This is a genomic window from Streptomyces sp. YIM S03343 (genome assembly GCF_054729195.1).
The window spans coordinates 4,227,550-4,248,528 of record NZ_JBPUKX010000001.1; the positions used below are offsets into that span (position 1 = coordinate 4,227,550).

Below are 20,979 nucleotides of genomic sequence, written 5' to 3' on the forward strand. Positions count from 1 at the left end.
TACGGGTGGCAAGGAATGGTTGGTTACCCCGGATGAGGTAAGGCCGGTGAGCCCCGCGCAGCGCTCCCAGGCTGAGACTGCCCGCGCGAATGTGCGTAGCCGGGGTGAGCTGATGTGAGCACCCAAATCCGCCGAACCGCAGGCTTGGGCGTTCAACCACATGAGCCGGCACTCCGAACAGACCAGTTACGCCGAACTGATCGAGCGCCCGTGGGTCATGTGGCGCGGGGTCCGACATGACCGGCCGACCGTTGGCCTCGCCAACCGCCCGGGACAACGGAAACAACGACGAGCACCAGGACGACGACGCCGCATAGCTCGACGGACATCTGTCACCAATCGGATAGCGGTAGCCGTCCGGCACCGGAAGCTCACACACCACAAGCGGAAGGAACCAGCACGGTGACGACACTCCTTGAACCGCCCGCCCCATCCCCAACCTTCGCCATCCAGTCGCTTGAACTGGAAATCACCGGCACGTGCCAGCTCACGTGCACGCACTGTCTGTCCGAGTCCAGCCCGCAGGCAACACACGGCACAATGACGCCCGCGGAATGGCGCACGGTGATCACGGACGCTGCTGGACTCGGCATCCGGACCATCCAGCTCATCGGCGGTGAGCCGACCGTTCACCCGCACTGGCGGGAGTTCACCGAACTGGGCTTGTCACTCGGGCTGCACGTCGAGGTGTACTCGAACCTCTACCACGTCCGGCCTGAGTGGTGGGACTTGTTCACCCGCGAAGGCGTGACGCTCGGTACGAGCTATTACAGCAACGACCCCGCTGAGCACGACAAGATCACGGGACGGGAGGGGAGTTATGCACGTACCCGGTGCCACATCCGCGAAGCAGTGAACCGAGGGGTGACCATCCGGGCCGGGATCGTTGACATCCTGCCGGGGCAGCGCGTAGCCGAAGCCCGCACCGAGTTGGAATCCATGGGTGTAAAGCACATCAACACTGACCGAGTTCGCGCCGTCGGTCGCGCCGCACTGCCCGGTACGACGCCGACGTTGGGCGAGATGTGCGGGCGATGCACGCGCGGACGTGCTGCCATCCTTCCGAACGGGGACCTTGCCGGTTGCGTGCTCTCGCGTGATTTCCCGGCTGGCAACGTGCGGGAAACTCGGCTCGCCGAACTGCTCCGTGGGAAGGCATGGGGGGAGCTCTCTGAAGTTCCCCCTGTGACCTGGACAGCTTGATACTGGGACGGATGGTCCCGGAGGAAGCAGTCACAGGTAGTGAGCAAGAAGAGCAATACGAGCAAGAGGTACACGGCCGAGTTCAAGCGTGACGCGGTCGCTCTGGCGCTGTCTTCGGACAAGACCGTCACCGAGGTCGCCCGGGACCTGGGCGTGAGCCCGGAAGGTCTCCGAGGTTGGGTGAAGCAGGCGAAGACCGACCGGGGTGAGGGGCCCGCCGGGGCCCTGACCACGGCGGAGCGTGAGGAACTGGTCCGGCTCCGGCGGAAGGTCCGCGAGCAGGAGGCCACGATCGAGGTACTGGGAAAAGCGACCGCCTTCTTCGCGCAGGACATGATCAGGTAGACACCGCTGCGCGGTGTCGCTTCATCGACGTGGAGAAGGCGTCCGAGGACAATCCGGCAGGTCACAGTGTTGCGTTTCTGTGCCGTGTACTGGGTGTGCCCCGCTCCACCTACTACGCGCATGTGGCGGCGCGTCCGGCCCGGGCGGTGCGGGACCGGGCCGAGGAACTGCTGGTGGACGAGATCCGGGTGCTGCACGCCGGCTCGCGGGGCGCATACGGGGCTCCACGGATCCACGCAGCTCTGCGGCGGGCCGGGCGGACCGTCAACGCGAAGAGAGTCGAGCGCCTGATGCGCGTGCATCGCATCGCAGGGATCACGCGGCGGCGGCGCCGGGGGCTGACCCGGCAGGCGAAGCGGGCGGTGTTCGCCACCGACCTGATCGGCCGCGACTTCACCGCACCCCGCCCCGGCATGCGCCTGGTCGGCGACATGACCGAACTCGTCACGTGCGAGGGCAAGTTGTATCTGGCGACCTGTATCGATCTCGCCACCCGGGAGATCATCGGTTGGGCGATGGCCGACCGTCATCGCGCCGAGCTGCCGGTCGCCGCTCTGCGGATGGCGGCCGGGCGCGCCGCCCTCGAGGACGGCTGCATCATGCACACCGACCGCGGCAGCGAGTACACGAGTGACGAATTCCGCACCGAGATACGCAGGTTGCACATGCGGCAGTCGATGGGGCGTGTCGGCTCTTGTTACGATAACGCTGCCGCGGAAAGCTGGTTCGCGCTCCTCAAAGCGGAGATCGGAACCACCGCCTGGGCCACTCGCGAGGCCGCCCGGGCCGACGTCTTCCGCTACATCGAGGTCGAGTACAACCGCAGCCGACTCCGCAGACACCCCGAGTACGGGTACGTCACCCCGCTCGAAACGAGAACCATGCTCTGGCAAGACCTCACCCCCGCAGCGTAAACACCCGCTGTCCAGGACTCGGGGGGAACTTCACTCAGCCAGCATCCCGCCCCCACGAGCGAACGCATGCCCGCCCGACGACAGCGGAGACTGCGACCCCGCCAACACCGACGCATGTGACCCCGCGTACGACGACTAGGAAGGCCCCGCAGCATGGATTGGCAAAGCAAGGCGAGTGCCCTTGCGGACCGGGTGACCGACCCTGATTCTCGGTGGCTTGCCCCCGTGGCGCGCGTCGCACGTCACCAGCTTGTCCCGCGCTGGTGGGAGAGGGACGACGCAGGACCATGGGTACTGCGGAACGGGCCCAGCGACCCAGAAGCTTGGGCGGAAGCCGCCTACGCGGACCGCTCGCTGATCACTCGGGTGGGCACGCTACACGCCGACCAGGCCGAGCCCGACGCCCAGCCCAAGGGACGGCCCACGTCGTCCGCCACGTTGCCAAGCTTGGTCGTGCGGATGCTGCGACACGGCCGACTCGGCGAGGGCCTGTCTCTGCTGGATTTGGGGACGGGTGCCAGCGGGCTCACGGCATACGCCTGTGACCGGTTCGGTGACGCGTGTGTGACGAGTCTCGACGTGGACGCGTACCTAGTCAGCGCGGCAGGCGAACGACTTGCATCCATGGGCTATCACCCGAAGATGATCACGGCAGACGCCACCGAGCACGTGCCGGGATCGTACGACCGGATCGTCTCGACAGTGGCACTGTCTCCGGGACAGGGGCTCCGGCCAGTACTCGGCGCGCTGGAAATCGGCGGGCGGATCACAACGACACTCGCACGCACTTCCCTGATCGTCACCGGATGGAAGCACGGGAACGGGGATGTGATCGGGCGGGTGGAGCGGGATATGGCGGGTTTCATGATCACTCGGTCTGGTGACGACTACCCACCCGCCTTTACCGAACTGTTCGCTGTCGCCCGCGACGCGGACGGGGAGCAGGCAAGCACCGGCCGCTACCCCGTGGTGGACGTGGCGAACGCATGGGAACTCCGTTCCATGCTGGAAGTGACGACGCCCAGCGTCGAACTCGGCTACGAGACCAGCGGGCGGCGCAGAACGGCCTACCTGGTACATCCCGATGGCTCATGGGCACGCGCGTCTGCCATTTGGACCGACCCGCCCGAGGTGCACCAGAGCGGCCCGCAACGGCTCTGGGATGCTTTGGAACGCATCCGCAACCGCCTGAACACCGAGGGCTCATTGCCGCTACTCGGTGCGCAAGTCCGCATCACGCCCGATGGTGTGTGCCAGCTATCCCGTGGTCGGTGGCACGCATCCATGGGCGCCGCGTAAAGCCCGGCACATCGCAGCCTCCCCCTGGGTGTGCTGGTCCGTGACGCAGCCCTTGCGTCACCACACCGCCCCGTCCGCGTAGCTGCCCCCGTGGCCCGCAGGCGGGGCTCCGCGCTAGTCGCCCTGGTACTCGTCCTCGCCCCGCTCAACGGGACCGGCAACGAACGACCCCTTACCCCACCGGGTCTCGACGAGACCCCTTTCCCGAAGAACGCGCACCGCCCTGCGAGCAGTTTCCCGAGCTACGCCATGCCGCTCGCACAACTCCGCCTCTGAAGAGATCGGATCACCCGGACGCTTGCCCTTGATCTCTTCCGTAAGAGCCCGCAACACATCCATGTAGGGGGCTCGCGGGGCGTGCGGATTCTCGGAGCGCTCGGGCATGGGGCAGAGCGTAGACAACGCGCCGATCCTGGGCGACTTAGACGGGTAGACGAGTTAGACGGGTAGACAGGTTAGACGTGTCGGCTTAGCGTGATGCCCGAACACGAAGACGCCCCGACAGACCGGTTTAGGCCCGGTCCATCGGGGCTTGCCGAGACAGCTTCGAGGGAGCTGAAACGACCATGCGCGATGGTATCGCCCGCGCCCTTACTTGGGTGCTCCATGTCTTTACCTCTCACCGGCCCGGACGCCACAGCGCCGACTACTTCGCCACGCACACCCCAAACCCCCAAGCCGCCCCCGTAAACCCGTGGTCCCACCCGTGGACCGGGCCGTCCTCGCAAGAGGTCCGGGCCATCTTCAAAGACGAGCGGGCACAAGGGTTGCCCGCCGTACAACGTGAGCGGCTCTGGGGCAGCCAGTTTGCAGGGCTCGGGGTGGACTACGACTTTCCGACCATGGGTCTCAGCAGCGTCGTGACGCGAGAGAGGGTGACCGCGTGACCGCCGCTCGGTTCGTCGCCGCACTGGTCGGCTCCAAACCCGTCCGCGAGCCTTCCGGCGCGGTGTGCTGCCGCTGTCGCCAGTGGACGTGCGCACCCGTGGCCGTCCAGTACATCCAGCGTCCGAGCGGCCCCGGAGTGACCTTGTACGCATGCCCGAGCCACGCCGGAGAGTTCCCACACGGCCCTACCCCCGGTGAACTGGAATGGGGCGCGTGAGGACCAAGGAGTGATCGCAAGGCAACCAACCCGCTGACCATCAACGTTCAGGCCCCGTCCGGCACCCGCCGGGCGGGGCTCTCATCTGTCTGCATGACAACGAAAACCGAGGTCTGCCAGGCTCCGGGGGATCAAGGAGGGTAGGGTGTATTTAACGGTCGCTCCCGGGCAGCATCAGGACATGGTCGGCACCGATCTCGATGGCGCGCTGCCAGACCCCGGGGTCGTCCTGATCTCGGCCGACCAGAACAACTCCGCGCCTGCGGGCGGCCGAACGGACCCGGCGTGCCGCGTCGTCGCCGACCAGGACGAGCGGCGCGCTCTCCCAGCCGCCCCGGCGCTCCGGCACCCCGTGATGGACCTCGGGTGTGGCTCCGGCGGCCGCGCACAGGCGCAGCAGGTCGTCGAGGAGCTCGGCGTCCTCGGTGACGATCAGCGGTCCGCCCGGTTTTCCGCCGGCGGGCGGTGGTTCCTCTGTGACGGTTGCGGTCACGTCGTGTCCCCCTTCACGGTGTCTCTCGCGCGGCCTCACCGGCCACGTGATTGTCAAAGGTGTGAAGAACCGGCGACCGGCCTCGATTTGCGGGGCCGATACGGACCGGTCATAGGCGTCCCGGCATTGGGAACCGGCCATGAACTCGCCGCGGCCGGGACGCATCGGGAATCACGGTGCACCGATCTCGGAAATCTTGTGGATCTTGGTCGAAATCTGTGGACAACTCAGTGCTTTGTGAATATCTCCGTCACTCATACAGGTGAGTCCCCGGCCGCCCTGTGAACAACTCCCGCAGCGCACCCCCATGACTACACAGAGTGACGAATCATGGGCGAGGTAGAGGACGGCCCATCGTCGTGCCGGAAGGGCTCGACTGCCGTGAGGAAAGGAGAAAACCCACCCGGACATGCGACGACCCCCGCCGGGGGGGAGAGCGGGGGTCGTCCCCACGGCCGACTCGGGGGGGGAGGAGTCGGGCCGGGTTAGCACGGTCGCGAACGATCCGTGACTTCCATGGTGTACCCGAGACCCATCTCAGGCAAACCCACGCGCCCCACCTTACGCCGAATGGCGGGCGCCTATGCTCGGGGTCGTGGAAAACCACTCGTTGCCCCGCACTGCGGCCTTCTTTGACCTGGACAAGACGGTCATTGCGAAGTCGAGCACGCTCACGTTCAGCAAGTCGTTCTACCAAGGCGGACTGATCAACCGCAGGGCCGTCCTGCGCACCGCATACGCCCAGTTCGTCTTCCTCGCCGGCGGCGCCGACCACGACCAGATGGAGCGCATGCGGGAGTATCTCTCCGCACTGTGCCGCGGCTGGAACGTCCAGCAGGTCAAGGAGATCGTCGCCGAGACACTGCACGACATCGTGGACCCGATCATCTACGACGAGGCGGCCTCCCTCATCGAGGAGCACCACGCCGCCGGACGGGACGTCGTCATCGTCTCCACGTCGGGCGCCGAGGTGGTCGAGCCGATCGGTGAACTCCTCGGCGCCGACCGGGTGGTGGCGACCCGCATGGTCGTGGGCGACGACGGTTGCTTCACCGGTGAGGTGGAGTACTACGCCTATGGCCCGACCAAGGCGGACGCGGTCCGGGAACTGGCCGGGTCCGAGGGATACGACCTGTCGCGCTGCTATGCCTACAGCGACTCCGCGACCGATCTGCCGATGCTCCAGGCCGTGGGCCACCCGCACGCCGTGAACCCGGACCGCGCGCTGCGCCGCGAGGCCCTCGCACGCGGGTGGCCGATTCTCGACTTCCACCGCCCGGTGCGGCTGAAGCAGCGGCTGCCCGGCTTCTCCGTACCGCCCCGGCCCGCGCTCGTCGCAGCCGCGGCGATAGGTGCGGCGGCAGCCACCGCGGGCCTCGTCTGGTACGCCAACCGGCGCCGGGCCGCGCCAGCCTGACCTGGTGTTTCACCGACCCCACCCGAATCGGGCACTCTGACGCCCGTTTAGCACCTCTTTGAGAGTAAAAGTAAAGAACTGCAAGCGGGTCTTCCGCTCGCTTCGGGGGTGCAGTACAAAGGACTTAACGGCCCGCGAGACCAAAGGACATCCGCGAGGATCACCTTTACAACGCATTTGGCCCCACGGACCGAGCATGAACACCGGGCACCCACGCGACGTCGACCCGTCGATTACGGGCCAGCCGCACCAGGCGACGGGCGAAGATCCCGACCTGATGGGCACATATCGAGGACGCTTGGTAACCCGGTGGACATGCCAGCGGCGGTACGAGTTCTCGTACCGCCGCATCTTTGTGCAATGGCCGGCCAGTACAGACCGCTGCGGGCCTATGGCGTTATCGCCGCCGCAAACCGTCTGAATGGCCCTTTTCAAGGGGCCATTCTTCTCACTCGGTTCATACGCGCCCGTACATCACACTTTTCGCCGCACGCGCGCGTGTGTCACGTTTCGCCGCACGCGCGCGCGTGTCACGCTTTTCACCCCACGCGCACCTGTCACGCGGCTCCCCGCTGAAGCGCCTCGCACACCGCAGTCGACTCGCGCGCACCGAGTTCGACCGCCCGGCCGCAATGTGCGATCCAGGCGGCCATCCCCTCCGGTGTGCCGGATACATAGCCGTCGAGCGCCGCGAGATAGGCCGCCCGGCCCAGTTCGGCGTGCCCCACCTCGGCCGGGCACACGGACTTCGGGTCGAGGCCGCTGCCGACCAGGACGATCCGCTCGGCCGCGCGCGCGACCAGGCCGTTGCCGGAGGTGAAGGGGCGCAGCGCGAGGAGTTCGCCGTGCACGACAGCGGCCAGCACCAGCGCCGGGGCAGAACTGCCCGCCACGACGAGTTCCGAGAGCCCTTCCAGACGGCCGGCCACCTCCACCACGCCGGGCAGCGGCAGTTCGACGAGAGGCTCGTCGACCGCCTCGCCGTCCCGCCGGGGCCGTCCGACGTCCTCGCTCTGACTCACGGCCGCCACCAGGTGCAGCCGGGCCAGCACCCTCAGGGGCGACTGCCGCCAGATCGACAGCAGTTGACCGGCCTCGGCGGTCAGCCGCAGGGCCGCGCCCACGACCCTGGCTTCGGGGTCACCGCTGAAGTCGGTGCGCCGACGCACCTCTTCGACGGCCCAGTCGGCACCGGACAGCGCCGCCGAGCCGCGGGCGCCGCGCAGCGCCGCCTCGGAGGTGATCTCGTTGCTGCGGCGCCGCATGACGCGGTGCCCGTAGACCCGGTCCACGGCCTTGCGCACGGACTCCACGGACTCCGCCACGCCGGGCAGCACGCCCAGGGTCGCAAGGGGGTCCTCCCTGTCCGAGCTCATTCGAGAGCTTGGGGGAGGATCGGCGGTCGCACCAGTCGTACTCATGAGTACGACACTACGCACCCCGCCGACCGGCCCCACGAAGGAGTGGTCTTGTTCACGCCCAGGGGCTCTGTTTCCACAGGGCCGCGACACAAGGCAACCATCTGACTACGCTTCGTGAACATGAAAATTGCTTTCGTCGGGAAGGGCGGGAGCGGCAAGACCACGCTCTCCTCCCTGTTCATCCGCCATCTCGCGACCACCGGCGCCCCGGTCCTCGCCGTCGACGCCGACATCAACCAGCACCTGGGCGCCGCACTGGGCCTGGGCGAGGAGGAAGCCGCCGCGCTGCCCGCCATGGGCGAGCGGCTGCCCCTGATCAAGGACTGTCTGCGCGGATCCAACCCGCGCATCACCTCCGCCGGGACGATGATCAAGACGACCCCGCCCGGCGAGGGCTCACGGATCCTGCGCATCCGGGAGGACAACCCGGTCTACGACGCCTGCGCGCGGCCCGTGGAACTCGACGGCGGCGCCGTCCGTTTGATGGTCACGGGCCCCTTCACGGACGCCGACCTGGGGGTCGCCTGCTACCACTCCAAGACGGGAGCGGTGGAACTGTTCCTGAACCATCTGGTCGACAGCCGCGAGGAGTACGTGGTGGTCGACATGACGGCGGGTTCGGACTCCTTCGCCTCCGGCATGTTCACCCGCTTCGACATCACATTCCTCGTCGCCGAGCCGACCCGGAAAGGAGTCTCCGTCTACCGCCAGTACAGGGACTACGCGCGGGACTACGGCGTCGCCCTGAAGGTCGTCGGCAACAAGGTGCAGGGCTCTGACGACCTCGCGTTCCTACACTCCGAGACCGGGGACGACCTGCTGGTGACGGTCGGCCACTCGGACTGGGTGCGCGCCATGGAGAAGGGCCGGCCGCCCCGGTTCGAGCAACTGGAGGACGCCAACCGCCGCGCCCTGCACACCCTGCACGACGCGGCGGACGCGACGTACGGCCTGCGCGACTGGCAGCGGTACACCCAGCAGATGGTGCACTTCCATCTGAAGAACGCCCGGTCCTGGGGCAATGAGCGCACCGGGGCCGATCTGGCCGCGCAGATCGACCCCGGATTCGTGCTCGGCGAGGAGCTCACGACTCCCGCGTGACGCCACCGCCGTGGGGCGGCACTCGCCGGCGCGTGACCGCCGCTACGGCCTGGCGGCTGGTGCGCCGGGCACACCCCTGGGCGCCGGGGCGGGGCTTTGTGACAGGAAGGACTCCCAGCCCTCCTTCGGGGCCTCGCCCACGGTGAGGGTGCGCAGCTTCGCCAGGGTCCGCGGGTCCTGCGCATCCAGCCAGTCGGCGAGCTGGCGGAAGGACACACAGCGCACGTCGGGCTTGGTGCACACCTCCTGGACCACCTCCTCGACGGCGCGCATGTAGGTGCCGCCGTTCCAGGACTCGAAGTGGTTGCCGATGACCAGGGGCGCACGGTTGCCGTCGTAGGCCCGGCGGAAACCGGCGAGGAGACCGTCGCGCATCTGGTCACCCCAGTAGGCGTACTTGGCGGGGTCGCCCTGGGTGCGGGTGCCGGACTGGTTCACCATGAAGTTGTAGTCCATGGTGAGCTGCTCGTAGGAGTGTCCCGGGAAGGGCACGAGCTGCATCGACAGGTCCCACAGACCCTGCCTCTTCCCCGGCCACACCTGGTTGTCGACGCCGCTCGTGTCGTAGCGGAAGCCGAGTTCGCTCGCCGCCTTCACGAAGTTCTGCTGGCCCTCGAGGCAGGGGGTGCGGGCTCCGATGAGTTCCTTGCCGTAGTCGAAGGGCAGCGGGGCCGCCCGCGTCATGCCGGAGTTGGTCTTCCAGTTCTCCACGAACTGCTTGGCCTGGGCGATCTCGCTCTTCCACTCGTCCACCGACCACTGGCCGACGCCGCCGTTGTTGCCGCAGAAATGGCCGTTGAAGTGGGTGCCGATCTCGTTGCCCTCCAGCCATGCCAGCCGCAGTTGCTTCACGGTGTCGGCGATGCCCTGCTCGTCGTTGAAGCCGATGTCGGAGCGGCCAGGTGAATGCTGCGGCGGCTTGTAGAGGTCACGTTTCTCCTCGGGCAGCAGATACACACCGCTGAGGAAGTAGGTCATCGTCGCATTGTTGGCCTTGGCGACGTCACGGAAGTGCGAGAAGAGTTTCTGGCTGTCCTCGCCCGCGCCGTCCCAGGAGAACACCACGAACTGCGGCGGCTTCTGACCGGGCATCAGCCGCTCGGGCCGGGGCAGGTGCGGCTGCGGTCCGGTGTACGCGGTGGATCCGTCGCCGATCAGCCGTACGGCACTCCCCGGCGGCTGAGCCGGTTTCGCACGCTGGGGCCCGGGCGCACCGATCCGGGGAGCGGCGGAATGGGCGGTATCGGTCACGCAACCGGCCAGTGACGCGGCACACGCCGAGGCAATCACGACGCCCACGGCGATCCTCTGGGTGACGGCCATGTTCCGCACACCTTCTTCCTTCTCTCGGGCCGACGCTGATGGGTGCGCAATCCGGCGTCGGGCCGGAGAGCGCCAACAGCGCCGCCAAGGTCGCACGGGGCCGAGAAGGAATTAGTACGACAAGCCGATCAAATACCTACGCCACTCTTCAGGGTGAATTGCTGACCCATTTGCCTTCAAAAGACTGGATCTACCTTTACTCTGCATTACGATCCATTTACCCAACGTTGATTCATCCCGCCGCTGTACGCCGTGACCCACGGCCGCGACCGACCCCCGCCTTGGACGGGGGCCCAACCATCCGCGACCGCGCCGCCCCGGAGGAGACGGGAACATGTCCGCCTGCGTCCCTGACCGCACCCCCGACGCGCCTCAGCCGAAGCGCCTCCACCAGCCCCACAGCCCGCCACCGGCCGCGCCCCGCCGCTTCCGTGTCGCGGCCGACCTTTCCGCCTCGATCGCGGTCTTCCTGATCGCCCTACCCCTGTCCCTGGGAATCGCCCTCGCCACCGGAGCGCCGCTCCAGGCCGGACTCGTCGCCGCCGCCGTCGGCGGAGTGGTGGCCGGACAGTTCGGCGGCTCCCCGCTCCAGGTCAGCGGTCCGGCCGCCGGACTCACCGTCGTCACCGCCGATCTGATCCAGCGTCATGGCTGGCGCACAACCTGCGCGATCACCGTTCTCGCGGGGCTCGCCCAGCTCGGCCTCGGCTGTCTGCGCGTGGCCCGCACAGCTCTCGCCGTCAGCCCGGCCATCGTGCACGGCATGCTCGCCGGCATCGGCATCACGATCGCCGTCGCCCAGTTGCACATCGTCCTCGGCGGCACCCCGCACAGCTCCGTGCTCGACAACCTCCGCGCCCTGCCCGCCCTGCTGTCCCGGGTGCATCCGGGAGCGGTGGCGGTGAGCGCCCTGACACTCACCCTCCTGACTCTCTGGCCCAGATTGCCCGGCCGGGCAGGGCGGCTGCTTCGCACGATCCCTGCGGCACTCGTCGCCGTCGCCGGGGCGACCGCCGCCGCCGCGTTCACCGGCATCAGACTGCCCCTCGTCGACCTGCCGTCCTGGCGCAGCCACGCCCTGGCCACCCTGCCCGAAGGGCCGGTGACCGGAATCGCCACGGCGGTGCTCGCCATCACACTGGTGTGCAGTGTGCAGTCGCTGCTGGGTGCGGTCGCCGTCGACAGACTCGTGGCCGCCCGCCCCGGACCGGCGGTCCGTGTCCCCCGCTCCGACCTGAACCGCGAACTGCTCGGGCAGGGTGCCGCCAACATCGTCTCCGGGGCGCTCGGTGGGCTGCCGATCGCGGGTGTGGCCGTGCGGAGTTCGGCGAATGTGCAAGCCGGTGCCGTGAGCCGGAACTCCACGATGCTGCACGGCGTTCTTGTAGTAGTCGCCGCGCTGCTGATGGTCCCGCTGCTGGAGCTCATCCCGCTCGCCTCGCTCGCCGCCCTGGTGATGGCCGTCGGCATCCAGATGGTGTCCCTGCACCACATCCGCACGGTGACCCGCCACCGAGAGGTGCTGGTCTACGTCGTCACGACCCTCGGCGTGGTGTGCCTCGGCGTCCTGGAGGGTGTCGGCCTGGGCGTCGCCGTGGCGGTCGCCGTCGCCCTGCACCGCCTCACCCGAACCCGCATCACCCACGAAGAGAAGGAGGGAGCCCATCACATTCACGTCAGAGGACAGTTGACGTTCCTCGCAGTGCCGCGGCTCAGCCGGACCCTGCATCTCGTACCCCAGGGCGCCCACGCCGTCGTGGAGTTGGACGGGTCGTTCATGGACCACGCGGCGTACGAGTCACTGCAGGACTGGCAGCGCACGCACACCGGACACGGAGGCACCGTCGAACTGACCGGCCGCCGCCTCGGAGTCGGAACCGCCGAACCCGGGATCTATCTCAGCCACCGTCCGGCGTCGGAGTCGACCGGAGCGGCCGAGGAGTCCGGGTCCGTCGGAACCGTCGGCTGCCGCTGCCGGCCCTGGACACCTTGGCGCAACCACCAGTGCGAACGTCCGCCGTTCCCACCGTTCCCACCCTCCCCGCCGCCCGGAAGCCACCCGAGCGGGCCCACCGCACCCGGGGCGGTGGAGACGGACACGGCGGACGGGACAACCGGCCTGGTCCTGCCACCGTTCGCGGAATCCGGGCTCCCTGCCGGGCTCGGGGAATCCGGGTACGGGGAATCCGGGTACGGGGGGTCTGGGTCCGGGGGGTCCGGCCTGGCGAGGCCCGGGCAGGAAGGCTCCGGGCTCATCCGGTCCGGGTCCGGAGGGCATCAACTGGTGCGTGGCATCAGCGCGTTCCAGCGCAACACCGCGCCGTTCGTGCGGAGCGAGCTGGCACGGCTGGCGCAGGAAGGGCAGCAGCCGTCCCAGCTCTTCCTGACCTGCGCCGATTCACGGCTGGTCACCTCAATGATCACGTCCAGTGGTCCGGGTGATCTGTTCGTGGTGCGCAATGTCGGCAACCTGGTGCCCCTGCCGGGTGAGGAGAGCGGCGACGACTCGGTGGCGGCGGCTATCGAGTACGCGGTGGACGTGCTGAAGGTGCGGTCCATCACGGTGTGCGGGCACTCCGGGTGCGGCGCCATGCAGGCGCTGGTCGACTCCGGCCCCGGAGACGCCTCGACGCCGCTCAGGCGGTGGCTGCGGCACGGCCTGCCGAGCCTGGCACGGCTGGCCGACGGCAGCCGTCCCGGCGCCCGGCTGACCGTACGGCCGTCCGCCGACACGGTCGAGCAGCTGTGCCTGACCAATGTGGTCCAGCAGTTGGACCATCTGCGGGCCCATGACTCGGTGGCGCGGGCACTGGCCGAGGGTGCGCTGGAGCTGCACGGGATGTACTTCCATGTGGGCGAGGCGCAGGCGTATCTGCTCACCGAGCCGGACGGCTCGTCCGAGGTGTTCGCACATGTGGCGGACGCGGAGGAGCTCCACAGCCCGGTGTGAGCGAGGCCGGGCTGGTCGGGGCGGGCCGTGAGTACGGGGGCGGCCCGCCCCGGCGGGGGCTGACGGGTGGTGCGGGCGGCAGCAGGGTGCCTGTCCGCACCACCGGTCGCCGGATACGTCGACCGTACGGGGCGACGCGGGGCGGCTCCCGGCCACTCCGGTGCCGTGCGCCGCGGTGTCTTGCGGCTCCCGGCCACTCCGGTGCTGTGCGCCGCGGTGTCTTGCGGCTCCCGGGCACGTCGGTGCCGCGTGCGCCGTGGTGTCTCACCGGCGTGTGCAGCGGTGCCCCGTCGAGGTACGAGGAGACGGCCTGTAGGTCTGCCCCGCAGCGCATCCGCGGTGTGGCCTGCGACACTTCCATGGTGTGAGAGGCGTTACACACCCTGAACTCCGGCGGGATGACATCCGTGGGTACGGAGGTACGCACAGCTCCGGTCCGGCCCTGCGTGGCCGCCGACAAACCGGCCCACACAGGTCTAAACCATTTTCCCGCCAACCCTTGTCACCGGACCCCGGGTTCTGGTGAGCTGTGACCTGGGACACAAGGGACACCCTGCGAGAGGGAGATGTCGTGAGCAACGAGAGCCTGGCCAACCTGCTCAAGGAAGAGCGCAGGTTCGCGCCGCCCGCCGAGCTGGCAGCGAACGCCAATGTGACGGCGGAGGCGTATGAACAGGCCAAGGCTGACAGGCTCGGCTTCTGGGCGGAGCAGGCCCGTCGGCTGACCTGGGCCAAGGACCCGACGGAGACGCTGGACTGGTCGAACCCGCCGTTCGCCAAGTGGTTCAAGGACGGCGAGCTCAACGTCGCGTACAACTGCGTCGACCGGCATGTCGAGGCCGGCCTCGGGGACCGGGTCGCCATCCACTTCGAGGGCGAGCCGGGCGACAGCCGTGCCATCACCTACGCCGAGCTGAAGGACGAGGTCTCCAAGGCCGCGAACGCCCTGCTGGAGCTGGGTGTCCAGGCGGGCGACCGGGTCGCCGTCTACATGCCGATGATCCCGGAGACGGCCGTCGCGATGCTGGCGTGCGCGCGGATCGGCGCCGCGCACTCCGTGGTGTTCGGCGGCTTCTCGGCGGACGCGCTGGCGACCCGTATCCAGGACGCCGACGCCAAGGTGGTCATCACCTCCGACGGCGGCTACCGGCGCGGCAAGCCGTCCGCGCTCAAGCCCGCCGTCGACGACGCGGTCGAGCGCGTGGACGGGGTCCGGCATGTCGTGGTGGTCCGCCGCACCGGCCAGGACATCCCGTGGAACGACGGGCGCGACGTGTGGTGGCACGAGGCCGTGGAACGGCAGTCCGCCGAGCACACACCGGAGGCGTTCGGCGCGGAGCAGCCGCTCTTCATCCTCTACACATCAGGCACGACGGGGAAGCCGAAGGGCATCCTGCACACATCCGGCGGCTACCTCACGCAGACCGCGTACACGCACCACGCCGTGTTCGACCTCAAGCCGGAGACCGACGTGTACTGGTGCACGGCGGACGTCGGCTGGGTCACCGGCCACTCGTACATCGTGTACGGACCGCTGGCGAACGGCGGGACGCAGGTCATGTACGAGGGCACGCCGGACACCCCGCACCAGGGCCGCTTCTGGGAGATCGTGCAGAAGTACGGCGTGACGATCCTGTATACGGCGCCGACCGCGATCCGTACGTTCATGAAGTGGGGCGACGACATCCCCGCGAAGTTCGACCTCGGCAGCCTGCGCGTGCTGGGCTCCGTGGGCGAGCCGATCAACCCCGAGGCGTGGATCTGGTACCGCAAGCACATCGGCGCCGACCGCACGCCGATCGTGGACACCTGGTGGCAGACCGAGACCGGCGCGATGATGATCTCCCCGCTGCCGGGCGTGACCGAGACCAAGCCGGGCTCGGCCCAGCGGCCGCTGCCGGGCATCTCCGCGACCGTCGTCGACGACGAGGCGAACGAGGTGCCGAACGGCGGCGGTGGCTATCTGGTCCTGACCGAGCCGTGGCCGTCGATGCTGCGAACCATCTGGGGCGACGACCAGCGGTTCCTCGACACGTACTGGTCACGTTTCGAGAGCAAGTACTTCGCGGGTGACGGCGCGAAGAAGGACGACGACGGCGATATCTGGCTGCTGGGCCGGGTCGACGACGTGATGCTGGTGTCCGGGCACAACATCTCCACCACCGAGGTGGAGTCGGCGCTCGTCTCGCACCCGGCGGTGGCAGAGGCGGCCGTGGTCGGTGCGACGGACGAGACCACCGGGCAGGCGATCGTGGCCTTCGTGATCCTGCGCGGTACGGCGTCCGAGGACGAGGGTCTGGTCGACGAACTGCGCAACCACGTCGGCACCACCCTCGGCCCGATCGCCAAGCCCAAACGGATCCTGCCGGTGGCCGAGCTGCCGAAGACCCGCTCCGGCAAGATCATGCGGCGGCTGCTGCGCGACGTGGCGGAGAATCGCCAACTGGGCGACGTCACCACACTGACCGACTCCACCGTCATGGACCTCATCCAGGCCAAGCTCCCGACCACGGGGAGCGAGGACTGAGAGATCCAGGGCTACTGAGAGGGCTGGGCGCTCGGCGCCCCGGCCGACGGCATCCGCAGCATCCGTCGGCCGGGGACGCTGTCCTCCTTTCCCCTAGGCAAATCCAGCAAGGTTAGGTAAACTAAGCAAAGCGGCAGTGTGCACTGCGCTCGCCGCGCCCAGGTGCGCCGGGAAGTCTGGTCGGCAAGAGCTCCGCATGCCCACCGACCGGAGGTCCCGCCAGTGACCGCACCCGCCACCCGCACCCCGCGCAGGCTGCTCGGCCGACTGTCCCTGCCCGAGCGGAGCTATGTGGCGGACGCACTGCGCACCGAGACCGTCGGCGGTGTGCTGCTGCTCGCCGCCGCGGTCACCGCGCTGGTCTGGGCGAACGTACCGGCGTGGCGTCACGGGTACGAGGCGGTCGCCCAGTTCCACCTCGGCCCCGAGGCGCTCGGGCTGCATCTGTCCGTAGCGCACTGGGCGGCCGACGGGCTGCTCGCGCTGTTCTTCTTCGTGGCCGGCATCGAGCTGAAGCGCGAGTTGGTCGCCGGGGATCTGCGAGATCCGCGGGCCGCGGCACTGCCTGTCGTCGCCGCGCTGTGCGGGATGGCCGTACCCGCGCTCGTCTACACCCTCACCAGTGTCAACGGCGGCGGCTCGCTGGCCGGCTGGGCGGTTCCCACCGCCACCGACATCGCCTTCGCACTGGCGGTGCTCGCCGTCATCGGCACCTCACTGCCGAGCGCCCTGCGCGCCTTCCTGCTCACACTCGCGGTGGTCGACGACCTGTTCGCGATCCTGATCATCGCGGTGTTCTTCACCGACCGGATCGACCTCGTCGCGCTGGGCGGCGCCGTGGCGGGTCTGGCCGTGTTCTGGGTGCTGCTCAGGACGGGGGTGCGCGGCTGGTACGTGTATGTGCCGCTCGCCGTGGTCGTCTGGGCGCTGATGTACCACAGCGGCGTCCACGCGACCATCGCCGGAGTGGCGATGGGCCTGATGCTGCGCTGCACCACGCGGGAGGGCGAGGAGCACTCCCCCGGTGAGCGCATCGAGCACCTTGTGCGCCCGTTGTCGGCGGGGCTCGCGGTGCCGCTGTTCGCGCTGTTCAGCGCGGGGGTGCCGGTCTCCGGGAACGCGCTGGGGGGTGTGTTCACCAGGCCCGAGACGCTCGGTGTGGTGCTGGGGCTCGTCGTCGGCAAGACGGCCGGGATCTTCGGCGGGACCTGGCTGACCGCCCGCTTCACACGTGCGTCACTCAGCGAGGACCTCGCCTGGCCCGACGTGTTCGCGATGGCCACCCTCGCCGGCATCGGCTTCACCGTCTCGTTGCTCATCGGCGAGCTCGCCTTCGAGGGCGACGTCACCCTGACGGACGAGGCCAAGGCCGCCGTCCTGACGGGCTCCGTCATCGCCGCAGTCATCGCCACGGTGCTGCTGAAGCTGCGCAACGCCCGATACCGCAAGCTGTGCGAGGCGGAGGAACGGGACGAGGACCAGGACGGCGTCCCGGACATCTACGAGGAGGACGAACCGGAGTACCACCTGCGCATGGCCGCCCTCCACGAGCGGAAGGCCGCAGAGCACCGCAGAACCGCCGCACTGAAGGCCACGGAACAACGTGAGAGCACCGAAGTGCCGGGCGGGGCAGGCGAGGAGAACGACCGTCCGGCATGATCTGACGGGACGGTACAAAACAGCGGGACCGTGCGCAGTGAGGCAGGACGGAACCGTACGCAGAAAAGGGAGACCGCGATGAGCGCACCCGACGGCAGCCCGGTCGGCGCCGAACGCAGCATCGGCCAGCTGTTCGCCTCAGCGACGACCGAGATGTCGGCCCTGGTGCACGACGAGATCGCGCTGGCCAAGGCCCAGCTCAAACGGGACTTCAAGCGCGGCGCGACCAGTGGCGGCGTGTTCTCGGTGGCCGCAGCGGTGCTGCTGTTCTCCCTGCCGATGCTCAACTTCGCCCTGGCGTACGGCATCCGCACCTGGAGCCACTGGAATCTCGCGATCTGCTTCCTGCTGTCCTTCGCAGCAAACGTCCTCGTCGCCGCCGTCCTCGCGCTGATCGGCACCGTCTTCGCGAAGAAGGCCAAGAAGGATCAGGGCCCGCAGAAGGTCGCCGCGTCGATGAAGGAGACGGCCGCCGTGCTCCAGAGGGCCAAGCCGCGGCCGCGCCCGGAATCGCCCGCTCTGGGCGACGAGACGCCCGCAGCCATCGAGGCTGTGGCACGCTCGTCCTCATGACGGACCCCGCCACCCCTTCGGCGCATCACGGCTCGGTCGTTCGCATGGACGGCCCCTGGACCCACCGGGACGTCGCCGCGAACGGCGCGCGCTTCCACATCGCAGAACTCGGCGACGGCCCGCTGGTGATGCTCCTGCACGGCTTCCCGCAGTTCTGGTGGACGTGGCGGCATCAGCTGGTGGCGCTCGCCGACGCGGGCTTCCGGGCGGTCGCCATGGACCTGCGCGGCGTCGGCGGCAGCGACCGCACACCACGCGGCTACGACCCGGCCAACCTCGCTCTCGACATCACCGGTGTGGTCCGTTCCCTGGGCGAGCCGGACGCCGCGCTGGTCGGCCACGATCTGGGCGGCTATCTGGCGTGGACGGCGGCCGCGATGCGCCCCAAGCTGGTACGACGGCTCGCGGTCGCGTCGATGCCGCACCCCCGGCGCTGGCGCTCGGCAATGGTCGCCGACGTCCGGCAGTCGGCTGCCGGCTCCTACATCTGGGGCTTCCAGCGCCCCTGGATCCCGGAGCGCCAGCTCACCGCCGACGACGGCGCCCTGGTGGGGCGGCTGATCCGGGACTGGGCCGGGCCGAACCTCCCGGACGACGACGTGGTGGAGACGTACCGGCGCGCCATGTGCATCCCGTCGACCGCGCACTGCGCGATCGAGCCGTACCGGTGGATGGTGCGTTCCCTGGCCCGTCCGGACGGCATCCAGTTCAACCGCCGGATGAAACGCCCGGTGCGGGTGCCGACGCTGCATCTGCACGGCTCGCTGGACCCGGTGATGCGCACCCGCAGCGCAGCCGGTTCCGGGGAGTACGTCGAGGCGCCGTACCGCTGGCGGCTGTTCGACGGACTCGGGCACTTTCCGCACGAGGAGGACCCGGTGACGTTCTCCGCAGAACTGATCAACTGGCTGAAAGACCCCGAACCTGACCGGTGACAGCGCCGATATGCCCGATATCCGGACCCGCACACACGTCCATCGAACCTTCAAATGCCCGGCGCATACGCCAAATGAGCGCCCTCGGAGCGGTTATCGACCTTGGGGCAGGGGCAGAGGTCGGGGTATGGGCTGGACGCACGACTACAGTGACGCAGCACGCACCCGCCGCTCGGCAGGCGGCCCGAGCACCCACACCCGGGGCACCCCGCAACTGGCGGGCACGGACCTCAGGGTGGGCATTCCGCGCATCCTCCGCCGCCGGGCCCGCTGGGTCACGGTACGGCTGCGTCACCCGCGCGGCTGACACCGGCCACCCGGCCGGCACCGCACGATGCCTCCCGCCCCACCCGCACGGCTGACACCGCCCGTACGGCGGTTGAAGCCGTGCGCCCGGCGGCCGACGCTGTGCGCCGGGTGACGCCGTACGTCGGGTGGCCGACGACGGGCGATCAGCGACAGGCGACCGGCCACGCACATCGGGGCGGCCGACGCCGCGCGCCCGTCAGAGCGCGCAGCTGTCGCTGTCCACCTGCTCGTTCGCGGTGCGCCCCTTGGTGATGTCGTCCTGGATCTCGTCGGTGGTGAGGGCGTAGCCGGTGTCGGGGTCGTCGAGCGACTTCGCGAAGACCACTCCGTACACCTGTCCGTCGGGCGTGAGCAGCGGGCCGCCCGAGTTGCCCTGGCGGACGGTGGCGTAGAGCGAGTAGACGTCACGGCGGACGGTGCCGCGGTGGTAGATGTCCGGGCCGTTGGCCGTTATGCGCCCGCGCAGCCTCGCCGACCGGACGTCGTACGACCCGTTCTCCGGGAAGCCGGCGACGATCGCGCTGTCCCCGCGCGCCGCGTCGTCGGTGGTGAACCGCAGGGAGCGGGCCTGGAGATCGGGGACGTCGAGGACGGCGATGTCGCGCTTCCAGTCGTAGAGGACGACCTTCGCGTCGTACTTGCGGCCCTCGCCGCCTATCTGGACGGTGGGCTCGTCCACCCCGCCGACGACATGCGCGTTGGTCATGACACGGCGCTGGCCGAACACGAAGCCGCTGCCCTCCAGGACCTTGCCGCAGCTGGTGGCGGTGCCCATCACCTTGACGATGGACTGCCGGGCCCGCGTGGCCACCGTGCTGCCCGCGAGGGCGGGGTCGGGCGGCCGCACATCGTTGATGGGCTCGCTGGCGAACGGGCTGAAGACCTGGGGGAAACCGTTCTGCGCGAGCACTGAGGAGAAGTCCGCGAACCAGGTGTCGGCCTGCTGGGGCAGCGCCCAGGACACCCCGTGCAGCACCTTGGAGGTGCGCACCTCCTTGCCGAGCGTCGGCAGCGTCGTACCGGCGAGAGCCGAGCCGATCAGCCAGGCCACCAGGAGCATCGCGACGACGTTGACGAGGGCGCCGCCGGTCGCATCCAGGGCGCGGGCCGGGGACCAGGTGATGTAGCGGCGCAGTTTGTTGCCGAGGTGGGTGGTCAGGGCCTGGCCGACCGACGCGCACACGATGACGACGACCACGGCGACGACGGCCGCGGTGGTGTTGACCTCCGCGTTGTCGGTCAGCGCGGCCCAGATGACGGGCAGCGTGTAGACGGCGACGAGGCCGCCCCCCAGGAAGCCGGTCACCGACAGGATGCCGACGACGAACCCCTGGCGGTAGCCCACGATCGCGAACCACACGGCGGCGACCAGCAGCAGGATGTCCAGCACGTTCACGGAGGCCAC

The 20,979-nt window shown here is 69.0% G+C and carries 16 protein-coding genes and 2 pseudogenes; 13 read left to right on the plus strand and 5 right to left on the minus strand.

Annotated elements, in window-relative coordinates; all coding sequences use genetic code 11:
* Positions 1 to 139: 139 nt before the first annotated feature.
* The 5 genes and pseudogenes from ACSYGN_RS18085 to ACSYGN_RS18105 form a co-directional block, all read left to right on the plus strand.
* Positions 140 to 406: pseudogene (locus ACSYGN_RS18085) on the plus strand (DUF7848 domain-containing protein); the annotation flags it as partial.
* Entirely contained in the window at positions 403 to 1,203 is an 801-nt protein-coding gene (locus tag ACSYGN_RS18090; protein ID WP_460396852.1) for a radical SAM protein, read from the plus strand. The pseudogene ACSYGN_RS18085 and the gene ACSYGN_RS18090, both read left to right, overlap by 4 nt.
* A 39-nt stretch (positions 1,204 to 1,242) precedes the next feature.
* Positions 1,243 to 1,548: a transposase gene (locus ACSYGN_RS18095; RefSeq protein WP_460396855.1), complete on the plus strand. Its 306-nt coding sequence runs from the start codon at positions 1,243 to 1,245 to the stop codon at positions 1,546 to 1,548.
* Positions 1,549 to 1,577: 29 nt separating this feature from the next.
* Complete coding sequence (locus ACSYGN_RS18100; RefSeq protein ID WP_460396857.1) at positions 1,578 to 2,462, plus strand: IS3 family transposase; 885 nt, start codon at positions 1,578 to 1,580, stop codon at positions 2,460 to 2,462.
* A 153-nt stretch (positions 2,463 to 2,615) separates the two neighbouring features.
* Positions 2,616 to 3,761 (plus strand): methyltransferase domain-containing protein, encoded by a 1,146-nt coding sequence (locus tag ACSYGN_RS18105; protein ID WP_460396859.1) that lies wholly within the window; start codon positions 2,616 to 2,618, stop codon positions 3,759 to 3,761.
* Positions 3,762 to 3,875: 114 nt separating this feature from the next.
* Here the strand turns inward: ACSYGN_RS18105 and ACSYGN_RS18110 are convergent, their stop codons facing one another.
* Both ACSYGN_RS18110 and ACSYGN_RS18115 read right to left on the minus strand, forming a co-directional pair.
* Positions 3,876 to 4,145: a GntR family transcriptional regulator gene (locus tag ACSYGN_RS18110; protein ID WP_460396861.1), complete on the minus strand. Its 270-nt coding sequence runs from the start codon at positions 4,143 to 4,145 to the stop codon at positions 3,876 to 3,878.
* 875 nt (positions 4,146 to 5,020) lie between these two features.
* Positions 5,021 to 5,359 (minus strand): annotated as a pseudogene (locus ACSYGN_RS18115) (septum site-determining protein Ssd); the annotation flags it as partial.
* A 583-nt stretch (positions 5,360 to 5,942) separates the two neighbouring features.
* Here ACSYGN_RS18115 and ACSYGN_RS18120 point away from each other — a divergent pair.
* Positions 5,943 to 6,776, plus strand: coding sequence for an HAD family hydrolase (locus tag ACSYGN_RS18120; protein WP_460396863.1), 834 nt, complete (start codon positions 5,943 to 5,945; stop codon positions 6,774 to 6,776).
* Between the two features lie 557 nt (positions 6,777 to 7,333).
* Here the strand turns inward: ACSYGN_RS18120 and ACSYGN_RS18125 are convergent.
* Positions 7,334 to 8,197 (minus strand): Fic family protein, encoded by an 864-nt coding sequence (locus tag ACSYGN_RS18125; protein ID WP_460396865.1) that lies wholly within the window; start codon positions 8,195 to 8,197, stop codon positions 7,334 to 7,336.
* A 120-nt stretch (positions 8,198 to 8,317) separates the two neighbouring features.
* Between ACSYGN_RS18125 and ACSYGN_RS18130 the strand changes: the two genes are divergently transcribed.
* On the plus strand, positions 8,318 to 9,298 hold the full coding sequence (locus ACSYGN_RS18130) for an ATP-binding protein (RefSeq protein WP_460396867.1): 981 nt from the start codon (positions 8,318 to 8,320) through the stop codon (positions 9,296 to 9,298).
* Positions 9,299 to 9,340: 42 nt separating this feature from the next.
* On the opposite strand, the gene ACSYGN_RS18135 is transcribed toward ACSYGN_RS18130, so the two are convergent.
* Positions 9,341 to 10,621: a polysaccharide deacetylase family protein gene (locus ACSYGN_RS18135; RefSeq protein WP_460396869.1), complete on the minus strand. Its 1,281-nt coding sequence runs from the start codon at positions 10,619 to 10,621 to the stop codon at positions 9,341 to 9,343.
* Positions 10,622 to 10,955: 334 nt separating this feature from the next.
* On the opposite strand from ACSYGN_RS18135, the gene ACSYGN_RS18140 reads away from it, so the two are divergent.
* From ACSYGN_RS18140 to ACSYGN_RS18165, 6 genes are all read left to right on the plus strand, one after another.
* Positions 10,956 to 13,571, plus strand: a complete 2,616-nt coding sequence (locus ACSYGN_RS18140) for a SulP family inorganic anion transporter (RefSeq protein WP_460396871.1) — start codon at positions 10,956 to 10,958, stop codon at positions 13,569 to 13,571.
* A 571-nt stretch (positions 13,572 to 14,142) separates the two neighbouring features.
* Positions 14,143 to 16,098, plus strand: coding sequence for an acetate--CoA ligase (gene acs / locus ACSYGN_RS18145; protein WP_460396873.1), 1,956 nt, complete (start codon positions 14,143 to 14,145; stop codon positions 16,096 to 16,098).
* Between the two features lie 222 nt (positions 16,099 to 16,320).
* Positions 16,321 to 17,757, plus strand: coding sequence for a Na+/H+ antiporter NhaA (nhaA, locus tag ACSYGN_RS18150; protein ID WP_460396876.1), 1,437 nt, complete (start codon positions 16,321 to 16,323; stop codon positions 17,755 to 17,757).
* A 78-nt stretch (positions 17,758 to 17,835) separates the two neighbouring features.
* On the plus strand, positions 17,836 to 18,330 hold the full coding sequence (locus tag ACSYGN_RS18155; protein WP_460396878.1) for a phage holin family protein: 495 nt from the start codon (positions 17,836 to 17,838) through the stop codon (positions 18,328 to 18,330).
* Positions 18,327 to 19,265, plus strand: a complete 939-nt coding sequence (locus ACSYGN_RS18160; protein WP_460396880.1) for an alpha/beta fold hydrolase — start codon at positions 18,327 to 18,329, stop codon at positions 19,263 to 19,265. The genes ACSYGN_RS18155 and ACSYGN_RS18160 overlap by 4 nt, the downstream gene beginning before the upstream one ends.
* 127 nt (positions 19,266 to 19,392) lie before the next feature.
* On the plus strand, positions 19,393 to 19,572 hold the full coding sequence (locus ACSYGN_RS18165; protein ID WP_460396882.1) for a hypothetical protein: 180 nt from the start codon (positions 19,393 to 19,395) through the stop codon (positions 19,570 to 19,572).
* 198 nt (positions 19,573 to 19,770) lie between these two features.
* Here ACSYGN_RS18165 and ACSYGN_RS18170 read toward each other — a convergent pair whose 3' ends face one another.
* On the minus strand, positions 19,771 to 20,970 hold the full coding sequence (locus tag ACSYGN_RS18170) for a MarP family serine protease (protein WP_460396884.1): 1,200 nt from the start codon (positions 20,968 to 20,970) through the stop codon (positions 19,771 to 19,773).
* Between the last annotated feature and the right edge of the window lie 9 nt (positions 20,971 to 20,979).